This window comes from Janthinobacterium sp. OK676 (assembly GCF_900103595.1).
GTDB lineage: Bacteria > Pseudomonadota > Gammaproteobacteria > Burkholderiales > Burkholderiaceae_D > Janthinobacterium.
On record NZ_FNHA01000003.1, the window covers coordinates 371,808 to 393,654 of the forward strand.

19 protein-coding genes are annotated in these 21,847 nt (G+C 62.9%); 5 read left to right on the top strand and 14 right to left on the bottom strand.

Annotated features, from left to right (window positions below):
• Positions 1-14: 14 nt before the first annotated feature.
• The 3 genes from BLU39_RS08545 to BLU39_RS08555 all read right to left on the bottom strand — a co-directional run bounded on the left by BLU39_RS08545 (position 15) and on the right by BLU39_RS08555 (position 5,067).
• The gene (locus tag BLU39_RS08545; protein ID WP_092711882.1) at positions 15-1,913 is read right to left on the bottom strand and encodes a beta-propeller domain-containing protein; all 1,899 of its coding nucleotides are present in this window, start codon (positions 1,911-1,913) and stop codon (positions 15-17) included.
• Positions 1,914-2,009: 96 nt separating this feature from the next.
• Complete coding sequence (locus BLU39_RS08550; protein WP_092711884.1) at positions 2,010-2,633, bottom strand: trimeric intracellular cation channel family protein; 624 nt, start codon at positions 2,631-2,633, stop codon at positions 2,010-2,012.
• A 4-nt stretch (positions 2,634-2,637) separates the two neighbouring features.
• The gene (locus BLU39_RS08555) at positions 2,638-5,067 is read right to left on the bottom strand and encodes a penicillin-binding protein 1A (RefSeq protein ID WP_092711886.1); all 2,430 of its coding nucleotides are present in this window, start codon (positions 5,065-5,067) and stop codon (positions 2,638-2,640) included.
• A 136-nt stretch (positions 5,068-5,203) separates the two neighbouring features.
• On the opposite strand from BLU39_RS08555, the gene BLU39_RS08560 reads away from it, so the two are divergent.
• Complete coding sequence (locus tag BLU39_RS08560; protein WP_198511329.1) at positions 5,204-6,097, top strand: HTH-type transcriptional regulator ArgP; 894 nt, start codon at positions 5,204-5,206, stop codon at positions 6,095-6,097.
• A gap of 12 nt (positions 6,098-6,109) precedes the next feature.
• Here BLU39_RS08560 and BLU39_RS08565 read toward each other — a convergent pair whose 3' ends face one another.
• The 11 genes from BLU39_RS08565 to BLU39_RS08615 form a co-directional block, all read right to left on the bottom strand.
• A complete protein-coding gene (locus BLU39_RS08565) occupies positions 6,110-6,982 on the bottom strand; it encodes an ABC transporter permease (protein WP_092711888.1) in 873 nt (290 codons plus the stop codon).
• Positions 6,979-7,824: an ABC transporter ATP-binding protein gene (locus BLU39_RS08570; RefSeq protein WP_092711891.1), complete on the bottom strand. Its 846-nt coding sequence runs from the start codon at positions 7,822-7,824 to the stop codon at positions 6,979-6,981. The genes BLU39_RS08565 and BLU39_RS08570 overlap by 4 nt, the downstream gene beginning before the upstream one ends.
• A 1-nt stretch (position 7,825) precedes the next feature.
• A complete protein-coding gene (locus tag BLU39_RS08575; protein WP_254788941.1) occupies positions 7,826-8,782 on the bottom strand; it encodes an ABC transporter substrate-binding protein in 957 nt (318 codons plus the stop codon).
• Between the two features lie 89 nt (positions 8,783-8,871).
• Entirely contained in the window at positions 8,872-9,756 is an 885-nt protein-coding gene (locus BLU39_RS08580; RefSeq protein WP_092711895.1) for a TauD/TfdA dioxygenase family protein, read from the bottom strand.
• Positions 9,757-9,907: 151 nt separating this feature from the next.
• Entirely contained in the window at positions 9,908-10,579 is a 672-nt protein-coding gene (gene can, locus BLU39_RS08585; RefSeq protein WP_035822585.1) for a carbonate dehydratase, read from the bottom strand.
• A 134-nt stretch (positions 10,580-10,713) separates the two neighbouring features.
• Positions 10,714-11,847, bottom strand: a complete 1,134-nt coding sequence (gene dnaJ / locus BLU39_RS08590; protein WP_034745985.1) for a molecular chaperone DnaJ — start codon at positions 11,845-11,847, stop codon at positions 10,714-10,716.
• 161 nt (positions 11,848-12,008) lie between these two features.
• Positions 12,009-13,952 (bottom strand): molecular chaperone DnaK, encoded by a 1,944-nt coding sequence (dnaK, locus tag BLU39_RS08595; protein WP_092711897.1) that lies wholly within the window; start codon positions 13,950-13,952, stop codon positions 12,009-12,011.
• Between the two features lie 91 nt (positions 13,953-14,043).
• Positions 14,044-14,580: a nucleotide exchange factor GrpE gene (grpE, locus tag BLU39_RS08600; RefSeq protein WP_092711899.1), complete on the bottom strand. Its 537-nt coding sequence runs from the start codon at positions 14,578-14,580 to the stop codon at positions 14,044-14,046.
• 346 nt (positions 14,581-14,926) lie between these two features.
• The gene (hemH, locus tag BLU39_RS08605) at positions 14,927-16,036 is read right to left on the bottom strand and encodes a ferrochelatase (RefSeq protein ID WP_092711901.1); all 1,110 of its coding nucleotides are present in this window, start codon (positions 16,034-16,036) and stop codon (positions 14,927-14,929) included.
• 190 nt (positions 16,037-16,226) lie between these two features.
• Entirely contained in the window at positions 16,227-17,894 is a 1,668-nt protein-coding gene (gene recN, locus BLU39_RS08610) for a DNA repair protein RecN (RefSeq protein ID WP_092711903.1), read from the bottom strand.
• A gap of 47 nt (positions 17,895-17,941) precedes the next feature.
• Positions 17,942-18,913 (bottom strand): NAD kinase, encoded by a 972-nt coding sequence (locus BLU39_RS08615; protein ID WP_232731224.1) that lies wholly within the window; start codon positions 18,911-18,913, stop codon positions 17,942-17,944.
• Between the two features lie 262 nt (positions 18,914-19,175).
• On the opposite strand from BLU39_RS08615, the gene BLU39_RS08620 reads away from it, so the two are divergent.
• From BLU39_RS08620 to gloA, 4 genes are all read left to right on the top strand, one after another.
• Positions 19,176-19,442, top strand: coding sequence for a hypothetical protein (locus tag BLU39_RS08620; protein WP_092711905.1), 267 nt, complete (start codon positions 19,176-19,178; stop codon positions 19,440-19,442).
• A 36-nt stretch (positions 19,443-19,478) separates the two neighbouring features.
• Positions 19,479-20,789 carry a PQQ-dependent sugar dehydrogenase gene (locus BLU39_RS08625; protein WP_092711907.1) on the top strand — a complete coding sequence of 437 codons (1,311 nt, stop codon included), beginning with the start codon at positions 19,479-19,481 and terminating at the stop codon, positions 20,787-20,789.
• Positions 20,790-20,902: 113 nt separating this feature from the next.
• Entirely contained in the window at positions 20,903-21,325 is a 423-nt protein-coding gene (locus BLU39_RS08630; RefSeq protein WP_035828320.1) for an OsmC family protein, read from the top strand.
• A 114-nt stretch (positions 21,326-21,439) separates the two neighbouring features.
• Positions 21,440-21,847, top strand: coding sequence for a lactoylglutathione lyase (gene gloA / locus BLU39_RS08635; RefSeq protein ID WP_092711909.1), 408 nt, complete (start codon positions 21,440-21,442; stop codon positions 21,845-21,847).

Below are 21,847 nucleotides of genomic sequence, written 5' to 3' on the forward strand. Positions count from 1 at the left end.
ATTTCACTGCGCCATCAACGTGCAGTGGGCGCATAGCTGATGCGGCGTACTTCGCGGATCTGTCCATCCCTGAGCGCCCCTTCCACCAGTTCGTAGCCGAGCAGGGCGAAGACCCGGCCCTGCAGGAACAGGGGCCGCGCATTGCCATACCAGTCCACGCAGGACGCGCGGCAGCCGTCATCCGGCGCCTGGCCCGGCCGCGCGGCCAGCGCCCCCAGTTCCGTCAATGTCAAACCGCTGTTGCGCAGGTACAGGACGGAGGCGGATGACTTGTTAAGGCCACGCCGCTCGTCCGCGCCCAGGATGGGCAAGCCGATCATGCCCTCGCTGGCCGCTTGCGGCTTGTAGAAAAAGCCGTGGCTGCGCGACTCGCCCTGCGCCGCGTCGGCGCGGATGTAGCGCGTGGCGATCGCCGCCTGCGTCCCCAGGCCGATGGTGCTGAAGTGCAGATCCCTGCCCTGCGCGCCGATCACCACGGCGTCATTGCCCAGCGCCTCGATGCGCTCCACGCCATGCGGCAGGGACAAGGCTTGCACGCTGCCCGCATCGGCCCAGCGCACGGCGTACAGGGGCTGGCGCGGCCAGGCCTGGTCCGCCTTGCGGCGTCCGGCATTGCCCGGATTGCCGTACAACAGATAGGACCCCACGTAGCGGTTCTGCAAGCCGTAGCCGCCGCCGCCGGGCAGCGCCTTGTAGCTGCTGGCGGGCGCGCTGTCGCGGCCATCGGAAAACGAGGCCAATGGCACGCGCAGCAAGGCCATGTCGCCGCGCCCCCGCGCGCCATCCCACATGGCGTCGCCCTGGCCTTCGGCGCGCAGCAGCACGTTCAGGTGGCCATCGCTGCTTTCCAGGAACGAGAACTGGTCGACGGGCGCGCCGGCCACCTTCAGGGCGCTGGGCGCGCCGCCATCGAGGGGAATGCGGAATACGCCCGAGTCGCTGCCGCGGCGCGTCGTCCACACGAAAACGGATTCGCCCGACACATAGAACACGCGGCCCTGCGGCCCCATGACGGCCGTCGCTTCGCAGCGCATGTCGCGCTGCGCCAGGTCGCACACGGTGACCGTGTGCAGGGTCAGGCCGAAGCCCGTTTCGGGTTCTTCATCGGTGCGGTAGATGCGCGTGGCCGGGGCGATGCGCTTGAAGTCGGATGGCACGGCGTCAGGACGCCAGCGGCGCAGCGCGGGGAAGCCGCCGAACGGGTCGCCTCGGCGCAGGTTCAGCGACAGGGGCGAGTAAAACACCAGTTTGCCGCCGACCAGGCGGCTCGCGTAATTGCGCGAGGAATAATAATCGTTGGAGCGCAAATGATACGTGGAACGGTAGGCCAGCTTGCCGTCCCCATTGACGTCGAACAGGCCGATCTCCGTGCCGCCACGGCTGTAGCTGTAGCCGATCACCACCACCGTGTCGCCATCGATCAGCATCTCGTCATACCAGCTGCCGGACGGGTCGCTGCCCGGCGCGAACGCGTCGAGCGTAGACACGGGCTGCAAGGCGTTGCCGCCCACCTGCACGGTGAACAGCTTGCCGCGCCGGAGCATCACCAGGTGCTTGCCATGCAGCTTGACGATGCCGCCTTCGTCCACGCCCGCCGTCTGCACATTGGTGACGGATTCCGCAGCTTCTGCCGATGGCGCGGGGACAGCCTTGGCCGCCATCGGCGCGGGAGGAACGGGAGGAGCGGGAGGAGCCGCCATGGACTGCGCCGAATACTGCGCCGTGGCGCGCTGCAGTTTTTGCTGCCGCAGCAGCAACGCCTCCTGGCGCGCCTGCAACTGCTGCAGGTAGCTGCTCAAGGCTTGCTCGCTGGCGAACGGCGCCAGGGTCTTGCGCGGCGCCGTGCCGGCGGCGTGGCTGCCTGCCGACAGCAGCAGGGACAGTATCAATGTGATCTTGCAGGCGCTGGACATCGCTTCTTCTCCGGTTGGCTGGGGTGTCAACCATGAAACGCGGCAGCGCAGAAAAAGGGGTTAAGCGCGCGTGAAAATATTCACGCGGCTGCTGCCTTACTCAAAACCCCGTATGCGGTCGCCATTGAAATTCGGCAGCCGCCATTCAAAATGCAAGGCCAGGAAGCGGAACAGGAAACCGGCGCCGATGGACGCCAGTTGCGCCACCGCGCTGTCGACCCTGAAGTGCAGCAGGCCGACATACAGGGCGCCCGTGAACAGGGCCACGGTGGCATACACTTCGCGCTGCAGCACGAGGGGAATCTGGTTGCACAGGATATCGCGCAGCAGGCCGCCGAAGACGCCCGTGATCATCCCCGCCAGCACGACGATGGCAGGATGCATCTTGGCCGACATGGCGATGTCGCAGCCGATCACGCAAAACGCCACCAGACCCAGTCCGTCGACCAGCAAAAAGATGGCGCGCAGATGGTGCAGATAGCGGGCGACGAAGGCCGTCACGATGGCCGCGCCGATGGTAAACAGCAGGTATTCGGGATGCGCAATCCAGCCCAGCGGATAGTGACCCAGCAGCACGTCGCGCACGGTGCCGCCGCCGAGCGCCGTGACGGTGCCGATCATGCAGATGCCGAACAAATCCATGCCGCGCCGCATGCCCATGATGGCGCCGGACATCGCTTCGGCGACGATCGCCACCAGGTAAATCGTATATAACAGCATGGTCTTACTCTTCCGAAAATGATTTGAGAATTTGTTCGCGTTCGCGCGCTTCGCTCAGGGTGCGCGCTTCGTTCGTACCCGTGCCGGAGCCGCCATCGCCGGCGTCACCGCGCGCCATGCGCGTATCCGCACCGCCGCTGCCGCAGCCGACGCTGCTGTGGATAAAGGCGAAGTTATCCTTCAGGCAGTCGCCGGCCAGGTATTCGGCATACACGTAATCGCCATCGAGCAGGGCCAGGCCTGGCGGTTCGGCCAATACCTGCTCGCGGCGACCCTGCACGGCCACCTGCATGTAGTCGCGCCAGACGGGCAGCGCCAGGGTGCCGCCGGTGGCGTTGCCCAGGCTTTTCGGCTGGTCGTAGCCGAGCCAGACGACGGAGACGAGGCCCGAGGAATAGCCGGCGAACCAGGCGTCGTACGCGTTATTGGATGTCCCCGTCTTGCCGGCCGCGTCGCCGCGCCCCAGCGCCAGCGCGCCGCGGCCCGTGCCGCTCTTGACGACGTCGCGCAGCATGCTGTCCATGACGTAGGCGTTGCGCGTGGAGATCACTTGCGTACCCGGCGCCGGCTCGCCCTTGGCGCGTGGCGCCGCATCGCTGAACAGCACTTCTCCGCTGCGGCTGCGCACTTCCTTGATCAGTTTCGGCGGCATCTGCATGCCCCCATTGGCGAACACGGCATACGATTGCGCCAGCTGCAGCGGCGTGACGGCGCCCGCGCCCAGCGCCAGCGGCAGGGACACGGGATTGCGCGCGCCCTCGAAGCCGAAGCGCGTGGCGTAGTGCTGCACGTAGCCAGGGCCGGCCGCCTGCATCAGGCTGACGGCCACCAGGTTTTTCGAGCGCACGAGGCCACGCCGCACGCTGATGAAACCTTCATAGTTGTTGCCGTAATTGCGCGGGCGCCAGGGCCGTGCGCCCGTTTCCTGCGGCAGCAGCAGGCGCTGCGTGTCGTCGACGGCCGTGCCGGGAAAATATCCCTTCTCCAGCGCCGCCGAATACACGAAGGGCTTGAAGCTGGAGCCGGGCTGGCGGTAGGCCTGCATGGCATGGTTGTAGTGGTTGCGGTAGAAGTCAAAGCCGCCCGCCATGGCGACGATCTCGCCGCTGTGGGCCTCGACGGAAATGAGCGCGCCTTCCATCTCGGGCAGCTGGCTCACCAGCCAGCCCTTTTTCGCCGCGTCGCGCACCACGCGGATCACGCTGCCCTCGGCGATGGCGCGCTTGCCATCCCAGGCCAGCTTGCCGCCCAGGCGCGCTTCCGATGCCGCCAGCACGATCTCGTCGCCATTGCGCAGCTGCGCCGTCACCTGGCGCTTGCCGGCCGTATCGACCTTGCGCACGAGGGCGGCGCGCAGTTCTCCGCTGTCCGGGTATGGGGCCAGCTGGCGCGCCACGCTGTCTTCGGAGGCGGCCAGGCGCGCTTCCGGTCCACGGTAGCCGCGCCGCGCCTGCGCATTCAACAGCCCATCGCGCAGCGACTTGTCGGCCGCCCGCTGCGGCGCCATGCGAATGGTCGTCGTCACGTCCAGGCCCATGCTGTAGGCGCCTTCGGGATAGCCTTGCAGGATCAGCTGGCGCGCTTCCTCGACCGCATACGCGGCCGCGTGCACGGAGCTGTTGCGGTCCTTGTTCAGGGCCAGCTTTTCCGCCACGGCCGCGTCGTATTCGGCTGGCGTGATGTAGCCGAGTTCGCGCATGCGCTGCAGGATGTAGTGCTGGCGCACGGTGGCGCGCTGGGGATTGGCGACAGGGTTGTAGGCCGATGGCGCTTTCGGCAAGCCGGCCAGCATGGCCGCTTCGGCGATGCTGACGTCGGCCAGCGGCTTGTCGAAATAAATGTTCGAGGCGGCGGAAAAGCCGTAGGAACGCTCGCCCAGGTAAATCTGGTTCATATACAGTTCCAGCAGCTTGTCCTTGCCGTAGTGCTGCTCCAGCTTGTAGGCGAGCAGCATCTCCGTCAGTTTGCGCTGCACGGTCTTTTCGCGCGAGAGGAAAAAGTCGCGCGCCACCTGCATGGTGATGGTGCTGGCACCCTGCGCATGGTGGCCCGTGACGACGTTGGCCAGGGTCGCGCGCGTCAAGCCATAGAAATCGACGGCGCCATGCTCGTAGAAACGCGCATCCTCGATGGCCAGCAAGGCCTGGCGCATGCGCAGCGGGATCTCCTTCAAGGGCAGAAATTCGCGGCGCTCCTCGCCGTATTCGGCCAGCAGCTCGCCTTCGCTCGAGAAAATGCGCAGCGGCAGCGCGGGCTTGTACTGGGCCAGGTGTTCGACGGCCGGCAAATCCTGCCACGCCTGGCGCAGCCACCAGCCGCCCGCCAGCGCGGCGGCCATGCCCAGGCCCAGGGTCAATCCCAGGCCGAATTTCAGATTGCGCGCCAGCTTGGACTGGGGCTTGCGGGTGCTGCTGTCGTTCGCTTGTGCTTCCATGGTGGTATTCCTTGCTGCCAGGAGGCCGCGCGCTGGCGCGCGGCACTCCATCAAAGAGACATTGTGCACTGCAACACACTCATCCTTATGAAAAGTAAGTATTATTTAGTATTGATAAATTTTTCTTATGCAGGCGATGATCATGGATCTCAATCCCAAACATACGGAAGCGTTTCGCGCCGTCGTTGAAACGGGTAGCTTCGAGCAGGCGGCGCTGCGGCTGCACCTGACCTCCCCCGCCATTTCCCAGCGGGTGCGGGCGCTGGAAAGCCAGCTGGGCAATGCCCTGATCGTGCGCAGCCGACCGGCGCGCGCCACGCGCATGGGGCAGCGGCTGATGCAGTACCTGAAACGGGCCAAGCTGCTGGAAGCGGACTTGCAGGCGGAACTGGCCGTGCAGCAGGATGCCCCGCTGACCCTGGTGCTGGCGCTGAACGCGGACTCGATGGGCACCTGGTTCTTCCCCGCCCTGTCCGAGGTGCTGATACGCGAGCGCGTGCTGCTGGACCTGACCGTGGAAGACCAGGACCACACGTATACCTTGCTGGAAACGGGCATGGCGATCGGCTGCATCAGCACGGAAGCCAAGCCCATGCGCGGCTGCACGGCCGAGCCGCTGGGCGTGATGCGCTACTGGCTGGTGGCCACGCCCGCGTTCCGCCAGCAGTGGTTTGCGCACGGCCTGACGCGCAAGGCGGCGCGCACGGCGCCCGTCGTCGCCTACACGCGCAAGGACACCCTGCAATCGTCGTTCCTGCAAGAGGCGCTGGGGCTGCCCGAAGGGGCCTACCCCTGTCATTACGTGCCGGGCGCCACCTCGCACTTCAACGCCATCCGCTACGGCCTCGGCTACGGCATGGTGCCCGAGCTGCTGCTGAAAGCGAATACGGATGGCGAGCTGGTGGAAATGCTCACGCCCAAGACTCCGGCCGACGTGGCCCTGTACTGGCATACGTGGAAGGTGCAGTCGCCGCGCATGGAGCAGTTGTCGCGGCAAATCATCGCGGCGGCGCGCAGCATGCTGAAATAATTATCGTGACAACTACCGTTGCATGCCCCAGCGCTTCAGAGTCACGCGTTCCAAAGTGCGGAAGCCAAGGTTTTCCACGATTAAACCGATGACGATGACGGCGGCCAGACCCGCAAACACCTTGTCCGTGTACAGCTCGTTGCGATTCTGGAAAATGTACCAGCCCAGGCCGCCCTGCCCCGACGTCGTGCCGAACACCAGCTCGGCCGCGATCAGGGTGCGCCAGGCAAACGCCCAGCCTATCTTCAAGCCCGAGACGATGGAAGGCAAGGCGCCCGGCACGAGGATGTGCAGCACCAGGCGCAAGCCGGTCAAGCCGTAATTGCGGCCCGCCATGCGCAGGGTCTCGGGCACGCCCTGAAAGCCTGCATACGTGTTCAGGGCGAGCGGCCACATGACGGAATGGACGATGACGAAGATCAGGCTGGCGCGCCCCAGGCCGAACCACAGCAAAGCCAGCGGCAGCAGGGCAATCGCCGGCAAGGGATTGAGCATGGCCGTCAGGGTTTCCAGCAGATCGCGCCCGATACGGCTGGACACGGCCAGCAAGGTCAGCACGAAGGCGGCCAGCACGCCCACCGCATAGCCCTGCAGCAAGACGACGAGGGAGGCGGCTGTGCGCGTGAGCAATTCACCGCTGGCGATGCCGCCGATAAACGCCTGCGCCGTCTGCAGAAAACTGGGCAACAACAAATCGTTCTGCGTCCAGCGCGCCGCGCCTTCCCACAGCAGGGCCAGGCTGAACAAAATCAGCACTTTGCGCCACAGCGCGTGCTGGCTCACACGCTGCCAGCGCGACAGCGGCTGCTCGACGGTGACGCCGGCCGGCGGCGGCGCCGCATACACGAATTCCTGGCGGATAGGCGGCTCCAGCAGCGCACTCATACGGCCTCCCGGTGGGCACGCTCTGCTTGCGGGACAGGAGCGGCTTCCTCGTCGAACAGCAAGCCGTGGATGCGGCTGCTGGCGGCCTGGAATTCCACACTGCCGGCGCTGTGCAAGTCGAACTGGTGACTGTTCAATTCGGCACGCACCCGGCCCGGATGGGGCGACAGCAGCAGGATGCGGTTGCCCACGACCAGCGCTTCCTCGATCGAATGCGTGACGAAGACAAGCGTAAAGCGCAGCTCTTCCCACAGGCGGCTCAGCTCTTCCTGCATCTTGCGCCGCGTCAGGGCGTCGAGGGCCGCGAACGGTTCGTCCATCAGCAGCACTTCCGGCTGCATGGCCAGGGCGCGGGCGATGGCCACCCGCTGCTTCATGCCGCCCGACAAGGTATGCGGGTGGGCGTCTTCAAAGCCGGCCAGGCCCACCTTGGCGATCCAGTGATGGGCGCGTTCGCGGGCCGCCTGCTTGTCCAGGCGCTTGCTGGCCAGCAAGGGGAACATGACGTTTTCCAGTACGGTTTTCCACGGCGGCAACTGGTCGAATTCCTGGAACACGACGACACGGTCCGGCCCCGGTTTATGAATGGGATGGCCCTGCATGGCGATGCTGCCGGCGCGCGGCGCGATGAAACCGGCCACGGCTTTCAGCAGCGACGACTTGCCGCAGCCCGATGGTCCCAGCAGCACGAAACGGTCACCCCGGAACACGTCGAAACTGACGTCGTGCGTGGCGCGCACGGTGCGCTGCTCCGTACGGTATTCCAGGCTGACATGCTGAACGCTGAGCAGCGGCTGTAGCGCAACGGGAGGACGGACCAGGTGAAAAGCGGGCGCGTTCATGTCAGCCTCCTTGCGTGATGGCAGGATCGTCAAAGAAATAATCGCGCCAGCTGTCGGGAAAGTTGCGGATGGCGCTCACGCGATGCAGGAATTGCGCGAGCCCATAGGTGTTTTGCGGCGCGATCTTGAATTGCACCTGCGGGTTGGCAAAGATTTTCAGCAGCAGATTGCGGTCCACCTTGCTCTTGTTGACCTTGATATAGATGTCGGCCGCGCCTTGCGGATTTCCGCTCGCATACTGCGCCGCTTCCGCCAGGGCGGCGATGAAGGCGCGGTAGGTTTTCGGATTGTCCTTGCGGTACTTTTCCGTCGCATACAGCAGGGTCGACGAGCTGGGACCGCCCTGCACGTCATACGAGTTCAGGATGATGTGGGCGTTCGGGTTTTGCGCCAGTTCCTGCTCCTGGAACGGCGAATTGCCGAAGTGGCCGCTGAGCTCCGTGCCGCCGGCGATGATGGCGGCGGCCGCGTCCGGGTGCGGCAAGGTTTGCGTGATTTTATCGAGGCGGGCGAATTCCTTGTCGCCCCACTGCTTCGCCACGGCCATTTGCAAGATACGCGCCTGCACGGAAACGGAGACGGCCGGCAAGGCGATACGGTCCTTGTCCGTCAAGTCCGCCAGGGTTTTCACCTTGGGATTGTTGCTGACCAAATAGTAGGGGAAGTTGCCCAGGGACGCGACGGCGCGCACGTTCTGCCGGCCTTTCGTGCGGTCCCAGATGGTCAAGAGCGGCCCCAGCCCGGCCCCCGCGATATCGATATTGCCGGACAACAAAGCATCATTGATGGCCGGGCCGCCGGACAAGGTAATCCACTCGACCTTCACATCGACGCCTTGCTGCTTGCCGTGCTTTTCGATCAGCTTCTGTTCCTGCGCGATATTGAGCAAAAGAAAAGTGATGCCGTGCTGGCCCGCGATGCGGATCTGTCCTTCGGCCCGGGCCATGGGCATGGCCATGCACAGCACGGCAATGGCGGCGAGCAGGCGGCGGGAAAAGGTAAAGATCGGCAACATGGACACTCCTTGGTCAACTACGGTCAAAAAAATCAGTACGGCGCATCGCCTTCGATGGTCGTGCGGTAGAGCTTGCGGCGCTGGTCGGGCGGGCAACCGGTCGCCAAGTGCATCAGGGAACGGTTGTCCCAGAACACCAGGTCGTGCGGCTGCCAGCGGTGCACATACAGGTGCTCGGGACGCACGCTGTGGGCGAACAGTTCGTCGAGCAGGGCGCGGCTTTCATCGTCGGGCAGACCGACGATGCGCGTGGTGAAATGTTCGCTGACGAACAGGGCGCGGCGTCCCGTTTCCGGATGCACGCGAACGACGGGGTGGGTGACGGGCTTGACTTCATCGATCTGCGCCTGCGTCAGGGCGGGACGCCATGGATTGCGGCGGCGCAATTCCTCATACTGGCTCAGGTAGCTGTGCTCGGCACGGGCGCCGCGCACGGCGTGGCGCAGCGCGGCCGGCAAGCTTTCCCAGGCCAGGTGCATGTTCGCAAACACGGTGTCGCCGCCCTCGTCCGGCAACTCTTGCGCATGCAGCATGGAACCGAGGCTGGGCACTTCCTTGTACGACAAATCGGAATGCCAGAAATGGCCCGCGTCACCGAGACCGATGGGCTGGCCGTTTTCGACGATGTTCGAGATGATCAGCACTTCCGGCTGCGTGGGCAGCTGGAACTGGCGCAGCACGTGGATTTGCAAGGGGCCGAAGCGGCGGCTGAAATCGACCTGCTGCTGCGGCGTGATGCGCTGGTCGCGGAATACCAGCACGTGATGGTCGAGGTGGGCATGGTGCAGGCGCTGGAAATCGCCCTGCGACAGCGCTTGCGCCAGGTCCAGCCCCAGCACTTGCGCGCCCAGCGGCGCATCGAAAGTTTCGATCTGGAATGGACTGGTGGACTGCACGGGTTTCAGGACGGCCGACATGGGAGTTCGCCAAGAGTCTGGGGAAGTCCACTGTATGCCGGCCAGCCTTGCTTGCAAACGAAGCATTTACTATATGGATATGCGCGGCGCGTTGCGCCACGCTGCAACAGGCATCGGCGTGGCCAGGTACCTGGCGCGACGCCGACGCCGCTTACGCGATTGCTTCGTAGCGGGCCAGGCGCGTCGCCATGCGCGGCGCCAGTTCGTGGCCAGCCGTGACGGTCACTTCCAGGTCGTTCAGCAGGCCATCCTTCAAGCCATAGACCCAGCCGTGAACGCTGAGTTCCTGGCCCCGTTCCCACGCATCTTGCACGACGGTGGTCTGGCACACGTTCAAGACCTGTTCGACCACGTTCAGCTCGCACAGGCGGTCGCCGCGCTGGCGGCTCGTCAGCACGTCGCCCAGGTAACGTTCGTGTTTCTGGCCCACGTCCTGCACGTGGCGCAGCCAGTTGTCGACCAGGCCGATGCGCGTGCCCGTCATGGCCGCATGCACGCCCTTGCAGCCGTAATGGCCGACGATGATGACGTGTTTGACTTTCAGCACGTCCACGGCAAATTGCAGGACGGACAGGCAATTGAGGTCGGAATGCACGACCACATTGGCAATATTACGGTGCACAAACACGTCGCCAGGCGCCATGCCCAGCAGTTCATTTGCTGGCACGCGGCTGTCGGAGCAGCCGATCCACAGGTATTCGGGCGACGTTTGCGCTTCCAGGTTCTTGAAGAAGTTCGGGTCCTTCGCCACCATCGAGTCGGCCCAGCGGCGGTTACGCTGCAGCAGTTCCGCCAGGGCCGGGCCATTTTTCTGTTCGGTCATATCGCTCCCATTGTGTACGTACGACTGAGGGCGGCAGATCGCGCCCATAGGCCGGCGATGCGCGCACATTGTTCAGTCGTGATGAAAAAAACGCCGGGATGTTGAAGCATCCCGGCGCATGGTATTACGTGTGCTTATTCAAAAAAATCCTTGACCTTGTCTTTCCAGGTCTTGCTTTGCGGACTGTGCTTGGCACCGCCCTCGGTCGTCGACTTTTCAAAGTCGCGCAGCAGGTCTTTCTGTTTTTCCGTCAGTTTCACGGGTGTTTCGATGGCCACGTGGCAGAACAGGTCGCCCGCGTAACCGGAGCGCACGCCCTTGATGCCCTTGCCTTTCAGGCGGAAGGTCTTGCCCGACTGGGTGCCTTCCGGGATCGTGAACGACACTTTGCCGTTCAGGGTAGGCACTTCGATTTCGCCGCCCAAGGCCGCCTTGGTGAACGAGATCGGCATTTCGCAATGCAGGTCGTCGCCTTCGCGCTGGAACACGGCGTGCGGCTTGATGTGGATTTCCACATACAGGTCGCCCGACGGACCGCCATTCGTGCCCGGTTCGCCGTTGCCGGACGAACGGATACGCATGCCGTTGTCGATACCGACTGGAATTTTCACTTCCAGGGTCTTGTTGCGCTTGATGCGACCGGCGCCGCCGCACGGCGTGCACGGGTCGGTGATGACCTTGCCGCTGCCATGGCATTTCGGGCAGGTTTGCTGGATGCTGAAGAAACCTTGCTGCATGCGCACCTGGCCGTGGCCACCGCAGGTACCGCAGGTGGTCGGCGACGTGCCCGGCTTGGCGCCGCTGCCGTGGCAAGTGTCGCACTTGTCCCAGCTCGGCACGCGGATGGTGGTGTCGAAGCCGTGAGCAGCTTGCTCCAGTGTAATTTCCAGGTTGTAGCGCAAGTCGGCGCCACGGTACACCTGTGGACCCGCATTGCGGCTGCGTCCACCGCCACCGCCAAAGATGTCGCCGAAGATATCGCCGAAGCTGTCGGCAAAGCCGCCAGCGCCGCCGCCGAAGCCGCCACCGCCGCCCATGTTCGGGTCCACGCCAGCGTGACCATAACGGTCATACGCATCGCGCTTTTCCGGATTGGTCAGCATCTCGTAGGCTTCTTTGACTTCCTTAAACTTTTCTTCCGATTCCTTGCTATCCGGATTGCGGTCCGGATGGTATTTCATCGCCAGTTTACGGTAAGACTTTTTGATCTCTTCTTCCGAAGCATTTTTTGCGACACCGAGTGTCTCGTAAAAATCACGCTTTGCCATGTTGTCGGCACCTTGCAGTCTATCTACTGATGTAAAAATTACACGAAAAAGCCGAGTCGAGTGCTGCACTGGGCAACGACTCGGCTCGGCCGGTCTTCGCGGCTAATTCCGCGATGTAGCGTTCAGCCCGGCTGCCCCCAGTTCATGGGAGCGCAAGACAATTACTTGCTGTCTTTGACTTCTTTGAAGTCAGCGTCAACAACGTCGTCTTGCTTGGCGCCTGCGTCCGATGCGCCAGCAGCTTGCTGTGCACCTTCCGCGCCGCCGGCAGCTTGCTGCGCTTGCATGTCGGCATACATTTTTTCGCCCAGTTTCTGCGATGCGCTCGACAGTGCTTCCACCTTGGCGTCGATCTCAGCCTTGTCGCCCGCCTTGATGCTTGCTTCCAGGTCGGTGATGGCCGCTTCGATCTTCTCTTTCTCGCCCGCATCCAGCTTGTCGCCGTATTCGGTCAAGGATTTCCGGGTCGAGTGTACCAGAGCATCGGCCTGGTTGCGCGACTCGGCCAATTCTTTGACCTTTTTGTCTTCTTCCGCGTTCAGCTCGGCATCCTTGACCATCTTCTGGATTTCAGCCTCGGTCAATCCGGAATTGGCCTTGATCGTGATCTTGTTTTCCTTGCCGGTGGCCTTGTCTTTCGCGCCGACATGCAAGATGCCGTTGGCGTCGATGTCGAAGGTCACTTCGATCTGTGGCGTACCGCGTGCTGCTGGCGGGATGCCTTCCAGATTGAATTCGCCCAGACCCTTGTTGCCGGCGGCGATTTCGCGCTCACCCTGGAAGACCTTGATGGTCACCGCAGGCTGGTTGTCGTCGGCCGTCGAGAACACTTGGCTGAACTTGGTCGGAATCGTCGTGTTTTTGTGGATCATCTTGGTCATCACGCCGCCCAGGGTTTCGATACCCAGGGACAGAGGCGTAACGTCCAGCAACAGCAAGTCCTTGCGTTCGCCCGACAGGACCGAACCTTGAATCGCTGCGCCCACGGCGACGGCTTCGTCCGGGTTCACGTCCTTGCGTGGATCCTTGCCGAAGAATTCCTTCACTTTTTCCTGCACCTTCGGCATACGCGTCATACCGCCGACCAGGATGATGTCATCGATGTCCGACACTTTCACGCCAGCATCTTTGATAGCGGTGCGGCATGGCTCGATCGTGGCCGTGATCAGCTCTTCCACCAGCGATTCCAGCTTGGCGCGGGTCATCTTCAGGTTCAAGTGGACCGGTGCGCCGTTCGCCATGGCGATGTACGGCTCGTTGATTTCGGTTTGCTGCGACGACGACAATTCGATCTTTGCGCGCTCGGCCGAAGCCTTGATGCGCTGCAGGGCGATCGGATCTTTTTTCAGGTCGATGCCGTTGATCTTCTTGAACTCATCGATGATGTAATCGATGACGCGCTGGTCGAAGTCTTCGCCGCCCAGGAAGGTGTCGCCGTTGGTCGACAGCACTTCAAATTGTTTTTCGCCATCAACATCCGCGATTTCGATGATCGACACGTCGAACGTACCGCCACCCAAGTCATACACGGCGATTTTACGGTCGCCTTTTTCGGTCTTGTCCAGGCCGAACGCCAGCGCTGCTGCGGTTGGCTCGTTGATGATGCGCTTGACGTCCAGGCCAGCGATACGGCCGGCATCCTTGGTGGCTTGACGCTGCGAGTCGTTGAAGTACGCAGGCACGGTGATGACGGCTTCGGTAACTTCTTCACCGAGGTAGTCTTCTGCCGTTTTCTTCATCTTGCGCAGCACTTCAGCCGAAATTTGCGGCGGCGCCAGTTTTTTGTCGCGTACGCCGATCCATGCATCGCCGTTGTCGGCTTTCATGATTTGGTACGGCATCAGCGCGATGTCTTTTTGGACTTCTTTTTCGTCGAACTTGCGACCGATCAGACGCTTGACTGCGTACAGCGTGTTTTTCGGATTGGTCACGGCCTGGCGTTTCGCTGGCGCGCCGACGAGAATTTCGCCATCTTCTTGATAAGCAATAATCGACGGCGTCGTGCGTGCGCCTTCAGCGTTTTCGATTACCTTTGGTTGACCGTTTTCCATGATGGAAACGCAGGAATTCGTGGTTCCCAGATCGATACCGATAATTCTACCCATGATTTTTTTCCTTTTATTTGCTAGATTTCAGATGGTTCTTATATGTGGCAAAGCGGCATGGTTTCAAGGCTTGCTTGATGCCGCACTCTGATTATTTTGCTTGCGCGGTCGTTACAATGGCTGGACGCAGCAGGCGGTCCGCAATCATATAGCCCTTTTGCAGGACTGACACGATGGTATTGGCTTCCTGGTCCGCCGGCACCACGGCAACGGCCTGGTGTTTCATCGGATCGAGCTTCTCGCCCTGCACTGGCAACACTTCCACCAGGCGGTTGCGCTCGAACGCGGCGTTCAATTGCTTCAAAGTCATTTCGACGCCTTCTTTCAGCGATTCGATGGTCGGTGTTTCCACCGTCAGCGCCGTTTCCAGGCTGTCCTTGACGGGCACCATGGCTTCGGCAAAGCTTTCCACGGCGAATTTATGTGCTTTAGCAACATCTTCCTGCGCGCGGCGGCGGATATTTTCGCCATCGGCCTTGGCGCGCATGAAGGCATCGTGCATCTCTGCAAGACGCGCTTCGGTACTCGCCAGCTGCTCTTCCAAAGTAGGCTCTGCGGGAGTCGATGGGGCAGTCGCCGCGGCGTCCGCTTGCGGATTAGGTACAGCTTGGTTTTCCTGATCTTGCATCTGAAAAGCTCCTACAATCAATGACTTAAATGAGTTAGTCTAACTATCTTTACAACACTAACGGGCAGATGGGGCTATATCCTATTGTTTCAAGGGGTATGCGTGGCAAAACCGAAATTACATGGGTCCATGTTACAGCCTATTACAAAGCGCTTCCCATTTCGGACATCCATCCGTGCGCGCCCACCCTTGATTTTCCTGGCTTCCCACGGCAAAGCGGGCATTCTACCAGCCCCGCCGCAGCCATCGCCACTGGCGGTGTTGCTATTTGGAAAGCCACTTGGCCGCGCCAGACATGACAAAGCCGCGCAAGCGCGGCTTCAAGATGGCAAAAAATCCAGCAATGTCAGTTCGTCGCGCCCAGGGCCAGCGCCGCCGTGCGCGCCTGCTCGCCCGCTTTCTTGTCCGCCTCGCGCTGCGCCGCCGTCTTCATCGTCGGCCAGCCGATCATGTGCTGTTCCGCAATTTCCGCCATGCCCGCGATCCAGGCCGGCGTTTCGTTCAGGCAAGCGATGTAATGAAACTGCTGGCCGCCGGCCGCCTCGAAATCATGCTTGGCTTCCATGGCGATTTCTTCCAGGGTTTCCAAGCAATCGCTGGTAAAGCCTGGACACAGCAGATCGACGCGCTTGACGCCCTGCTGGGCCAGCGCCACCAGGGTGGGCGCCGTGTACGGTTGCAACCATTCGGCCTTGCCAAAGCGGGACTGGAAGGTCACCACGTATTGCTCTTTGCTCAACTTCAACTTTTCCGCCAGCAGGCGCGCCGTTTTCAGGCATTGGCAGTGGTAGGGGTCGCCCAGCAGCAAGGTACGCTTGGGCACGCCATGAAAACTCATCACCAGTTTTTCCGGGCGGCCATGCGCTTCCCAATGGTTCAGCACGGAATCGCGCAAGGCGTCGATATACGTGTCGTGTTCGTGATATTGCTTAATAAAACGCAATTCCGGCACATTGCGCACGGTGGCGTAATGGGCAAACACGGCGTCATAGATGGAACCGGTCGTCGTGCCCGAATATTGGGGATAGGCCGGCAGGATGGCGATGCGCTCGCAGCCCTCGCTTTTCAGCTTGGCCAGCACTTCCGGCAAGGAAGGCGAACCGTAGCGCATGGCCATGGCCACCGTCACGCCGTCATGGCCCCGCTCGGCCAGCGCGCCGGCCAGCAATTTCGCTTGCTTTTGCGTATGCACTTTCAGGGGCGAGCCCTCGCGCGTCCAGATCGACGCGTATTTCTTGGCCGACTGGCCCGAACGGAAGGGCAAGATAATCAGGTTCAAAATGAACCACCAGACCAGGCGGGGAATCTCCACCACGCGCGGGTCCGACAGGAATTGTTTCAGGTAACGCCGCACGGCCGACGAGGTCGGCGCATCGGGCGTGCCCAGGTTGACGAGCACCACGGCGCTGCGGTCGATGCTGCCATGCGTGTACGGCGGTTCAGTTTGAAATGACATGAAGGCTCTTCGAAGGCGTTGGATGGATTAGCCAGTTATTATAGTTACATTGCGTCAACATCGGGAAAGATGGATGTCGATGCAATTCACCCATAGCAAAAGCCGGGGTCAGTCACTGCGTGATCGCAATGCGCTCCAATGGAACGCATTGCCCCGGCGGGTCTGACCCCGGTCTGCCCCCAGCCATGAATCAAATCGCGAGCAGTTCACGCGCATGCTTGCGCGTGGTGGCCGTGATTTCCAGGCCGCCCAGCATGCGCGCCACTTCTTCCACCCTGGCCTTGGCGTCGAGCATGTCGATACGCGAAGCCGTCTTGCCATTGTCCAGGGTACTTTTTGCCACCTGGAAATGCTGATTGGCCTGGCTGGCCACTTGCGGCAAGTGGGTCACGCACAGCACTTGCCGCCCCTGCCCCAGGCGCTTCAGCAAGCGGCCCACGACTTCGGCGACGGCGCCGCCGATGCCGCTGTCGACCTCGTCAAAGATCAGGGTCGGCGTGGTGGTGGCGTGCGAAGTGATGACGGAAATGGCCAGCGCGATGCGCGCCAGTTCGCCGCCGGACGCCACCTTGGCCAGCGAGCGCGGTGCCGTGCCCGCGTGGCCAGCGACGAGAAACTCCACTTGCTCGAGGCCGTGGGCGGCCGGCTCGCAAGGATGGAGGGCAATCTCGAAGCTGCCGCCCGTCATGCTCAGTTCCTGCATGGCGCGCGTGACGGCTTGCCCCAGCTCCAGGGCGGCGGCGCGGCGCGTGGCGGACAGTCTCTCGGCCACGGCGCGGTACTCCGCCTCGACCTTCGCTTCCTGGCGCAGCAAGCCTTCGATATCGGAAGCGTCCGCCAAATGCTGCAGCTTTTCCGACAGCTTGGCGTGTTCCTCCGGCAACTCTTCAGGCGTGACGCGGAATTTGCGGGCCGTGCTGTGCATGGCTTCCATGCGCGCGTCGAGCTGGTGCAGGCGCTCCGGGTCCAGTTCCACCCGGTCAAGATAATTGTTCAGCGCGTACACGGATTCCTGCAACTGGATACGCGACGATTCGATCAGGTCGACAATCGGCTGCAATTCCGCATCGACGGACACGAGCTTGCCCAGCTTCTGGTTCAGGCCCGACAGTTGCGACACGATCGGGTGGTCTTCCGACTCGGAAATCATCGACAGCGCTTCCTGCGCGCCTTCCAGCAGGCTGGCCGCGTGCGACAGGCGGCTGTGCTCGTTGGTGATGTCCGTCCACTCGCCGGGCTTGGCGGCCAGCTTTTCCAGTTCGCCCACTTGCCATTCCAGGCGTTCGCGCTCGTACAGCACGTTGGCGGCGTTGGTTTCGAATTCCTCGCGCTGGCGCACGAGGGCGCGCCAGCGCTTGTGCAGGGCCGCCACTTGCCGCGCGTCCTGTTCCGCGCCCGCTTCGCGCGCCGTCGCCTGGCCGTCGAGCAAGGCGCGCTGGGCTTCGCTTTTCAGCAAGGACTGGTGCGCGTGCTGGCCGTGGATGTCGACCAGCATGTCGCCCAGTTCGCGCAACTGCGCGGCCGTGGCGGGGATGCCGTTGATGTACGCCTTCGAGCGGCCCGCATTGTCGATCACGCGGCGCAACAGGGCGCCGCCATCGTCGTTGGCGAACTCATGCGCCACCAGCCACGCTTGCGCCACTTCGCTGACGGAAAAGTCGGCCGTGATGTCGGCCTTGGCCGCGCCTTCGCGCACGACGCTGGCGTCGCCGCGCCCGCCCAACGCCAGCGTCAGCGCATCGATGAGGATGGACTTGCCGGCGCCCGTCTCGCCCGTCAGCACGCTGAAGCCGGCGGAAAATTCCAGTTCAATGGTATCGACAATGACAAAATCGCGAATGGACAGTGTATGGAGCATGGCTTCAGTGGTTGGGCGGCGCGCCGCGGGTTGAGATGGAGAAAAAGTTAGCTGAGCTTGCCCTCGCCCGACGGATACTCATTCCAGTGCAATTTTTCACGCAGGGTGTTGTAGTAGCTCCACCCTTCCGGATGCAGGAAGGTAATCGTGTGCGGCGAACGGCGGATGAGGATGCGGTCTTGCTGGATCAGGCTGGCGAAGGTCTGCATGTCGAAATTGACGCTGATATCGCGCCCGCGCACGATTTCCACGACGATCTGGCTGGAGTCGGGCAGGACGATGGGACGGTTCGACAACGCATGCGGGGCGATCGGCACGAGCACGATGCCGCCCAGGGTCGGATGCAGCAGGGGGCCGCCGGCCGACAGCGCATACGCGGTCGAGCCCGTGGGCGTGGCGATGATCAGGCCATCGGAACGCTGGTTGTACATGAAGTGGCCGTCGACCTCGACGCGCAGTTCCGCCATGCCGGCGCCGCCGCCGCGCGAGACGACGACATCGTTGACGGCCATGCCCACGTGGATCGACTCGCCGTCGCGCAACACGCTGCCTTCGAGCAAGGTGCGGCGTTCGGCCTTGAAGCGGCCGCCGAGAATTTGCGCCAGCACGGGCAGCATGCGCTCGAGCGGAATATCCGTCATGAAACCCAGCCGCCCCTGATTGATACCGATCAAGGGCACGTCGAATGGCGCCAGCTGGCGCGCAATACCCAGCATGGTGCCGTCGCCGCCCATGACGATGGCGCAATCGGCCGCGGCGCCGATCTCGGCCGGCGACATGGCATGCACGCCGGGAAACGCCAGGTTCAGGTGCGCGGCCGTCTCCGCCTCGAAGACCACCGTGTGGCCCAGCACTTGCAGGAAATCGACGATGCTTTTGACGGGTTCGGCAATGCCGTCCGTATTCTGGCGCACGACGAGGGCGATGGTCTTGGCGCCCAGGTTGAAGCGCTCGCCCGGGGCTGGCAAGGTCGCGGCAGGCTGTTCGGCGCGCTGTTCGGCGTGTTTATCGACGGGCATAAGAGTCTCGGTAGTGAATTCGGTGGCAAGCCGCCCCAGGCTGTCGCGTCGCACGCCGGCATCGCATGATACTGTATATATGCACAGTATAGTGCGGCTGCCGTGTGCCCGCAAGGGGCGTTCTTGGTGTTGCACGCAGTGTAGCGCAGAAAAAGAATCGTCCATGCGTGCGCCAGCGCTCCCTGCATGGGCAAATCCGCTTGCACGCGGCCCATGGCGGCGGGACACTGGCCTCACATCCTTTTTCCTGTCAGGAGGCCATATGGTTACCCAGCATAGCGAACGCAAGATCAATACCGATGCAAAGGTCAAGAATGACGGCGTCGACCGCCTGCCACACGAGCGCGATGAATCGCCCGATGCGCAAAACGTGCGGCCGCGCAAGATCATGCAGCAGGCGGCCAGCGACCTGGAACAGGGCCTGGTCGACACGGACCGCCGCGCCCAGCCCGGCGTGGAAAAGGTCAAGCCCGCCGCGCCGCAACAGGCACGTCCGGACCCGCAGCTGGAACCAAAGAAGGCGCCCTGACTCCAACCCTCAGACACTGCTGTTCCGGAGTACGCCATGCACCGTTACGTCTGTTCCTTGCTGCTGGCCGCTGCCTGCGGCGCGCCCATCGCGCACGCCCAGGCGCCCGCCATGCCCGTGGGCTTCGGCCCGCAACCCGCCCTGCCCGCGCCGGACAAGCAACTGATTCCCACCGTCAACGTGGCGCCCGTGCAGCGCTGGACGGCAGCGCAGCGCCCCGTGGCCGCGCCTGGCCTGGCCGTCCATGCGTATGCGCGCGACCTCGACCATCCGCGCTGGCTGTATGTGTTGCCGAATGGCGACGTGCTCGTGGCGGAAACGAATGCGCCGCCGAAGCCCGACGATAACAAGGGCATCAAGGGCGCCATCATGCAGATGCAAATGAAAAAAGCGGGCGCCGCCACGCCCAGCGCCAACCGCATCACCCTGTTGCGCGGTGTCGATAGCAACGGCGTGGCGCAATCGCGCAGCGTGTTCCTGCAAGGCTTGCACTCGCCATTCGGCATGGTCCTGGTGGGCAACGATCTGTATGTCGCAAATGCCGATGCGCTGCTGCGTTTCCCATACAAAACTGGACAAACGGCCATCACGGCACCCGGCGTCAAGGTGATGGATTTGCCGGGCGGGCCCATCAATCACCACTGGACCAAGAACGTCGTCGCCAGCGACGACGGTAAATTCCTCTATGTTTCCGTCGGCTCGAACAGCAACGTGGGCGAGAACGGTCTGTCGGCCGAAGACGGACGCGCCGCCATCTGGCAAGTCACGCGCGCCACGGGCAAGGCACGCGTGTATGCGACGGGTTTGCGCAACCCCGTCGGCATGGCCTGGCAGCCGCACAGCGGGGCACTCTGGACGGCCGTCAATGAACGCGACGAACTGGGCAACGATCTGGTGCCCGACTACATGACGTCCGTCAAGGATGGCGCCTTCTATGGCTGGCCCTACAGTTATTTCGGCCAGCACGTCGATGCCCGGGTCAAGCCGCTGCGCCCTGAACTGGTGGCCACCGCCATTGCTCCCGACTACGCGCTGGGCGCGCACACGGCCTCGCTGGGCCTCGCGTTTTATGACGGCGCCCTGCTGCCCGAACGCTACCGGGGCGGCGCCTTCATCGGCCAGCACGGCTCGTGGAACCGCAAGCCCTACAGCGGCTATAAAGTCATCTTCGTGCCCTTCACGAATGGCGTGCCCAGCGGGCCGCCGCAGGACGTCGTCAGCGGCTTCCTCGACAGCAATGGCAAGGCGCAGGGACGCCCCGTCGGCGTGGCCGTCGACAAGGCGGGTGCACTGCTGGTGGCGGACGACGTGGGCAATGTCATCTGGCGCGTGACGCCGGCGCCGTGACTGCCGATGCGCCCCACATGCCTCCCTGCATGCTCCCCCTGTGTGGCGCAACGAACGGAAGGGCAAGGGAGGCTCGCGCATGATGGATGCTCGAACCACGCAAGGAGTACATCATGAAAAAAACAGGATCAGCCGTCTGGAGTGGCGGCCTTAAAGATGGCAAGGGGTTTATTTCCACCCAAAGCGGCGCGCTCGACAATGTGGCCTATGGCTTCAACACGCGCTTCGAAGACGGTCCCGGCAGCAATCCGGAAGAACTGATCGGCGCAGCCCATGCCGCCTGCTTCACCATGGCCCTGTCCGGCCAGCTGGGCGAGGCTGGCCTGCGCGCCACGGCCCTGAAAACCACGGCCGACGTCAGCCTGGAAAAAATCGATGGCAGCTATGCCATCACGGCCGTGCACCTGACCCTGGTGGCCACCATTCCCGGCGCCACCGACGAAGCATTCCAAGACGCGGCCCTGCGCGCCAAGCTCGGCTGCCCCGTATCGAAGTTGCTGGCCACGGAAATCACCTTGGACGCCCATCTGGAGTAATGCCGGCATGCCATCCGCTGCCGTTCCATCACCGGACGGCAGGGGCGGTCTCGGCACGAAAGCCGTAAAACGCATAAAATCCTGCCATTCCCCTATCACTATCAAGGATTTACGATGCGTATTTTGCACACCATGTTACGGGTCGGCGACCTGCAGCGCTCCATCGATTTTTATACCAAGGTCCTGGGCATGACGCTGCTGCGCACCAGCGACAATCCGGAATACCAGTACACCCTGGCCTTCGTCGGTTATGGCTCGAACCCCGACCACGCGGAACTGGAACTGACGTATAACTACGGCACCACCAGCTACGAGCTGGGCACGGCATACGGCCACATCGCCATTTCGGCCGAGGACATCGTCGCCGCTTGCGACGCGGCACGCGCGAACGGCGGCAACGTCACGCGCGAACCGGGTCCCGTCAAAGGCGGCAACACGGTCATCGCCTTCATCACCGACCCGGACGGCTACAAGATCGAATTGATCGAACGCAAGTTCGACGGCCAGGGCGCCGGCCTGTAA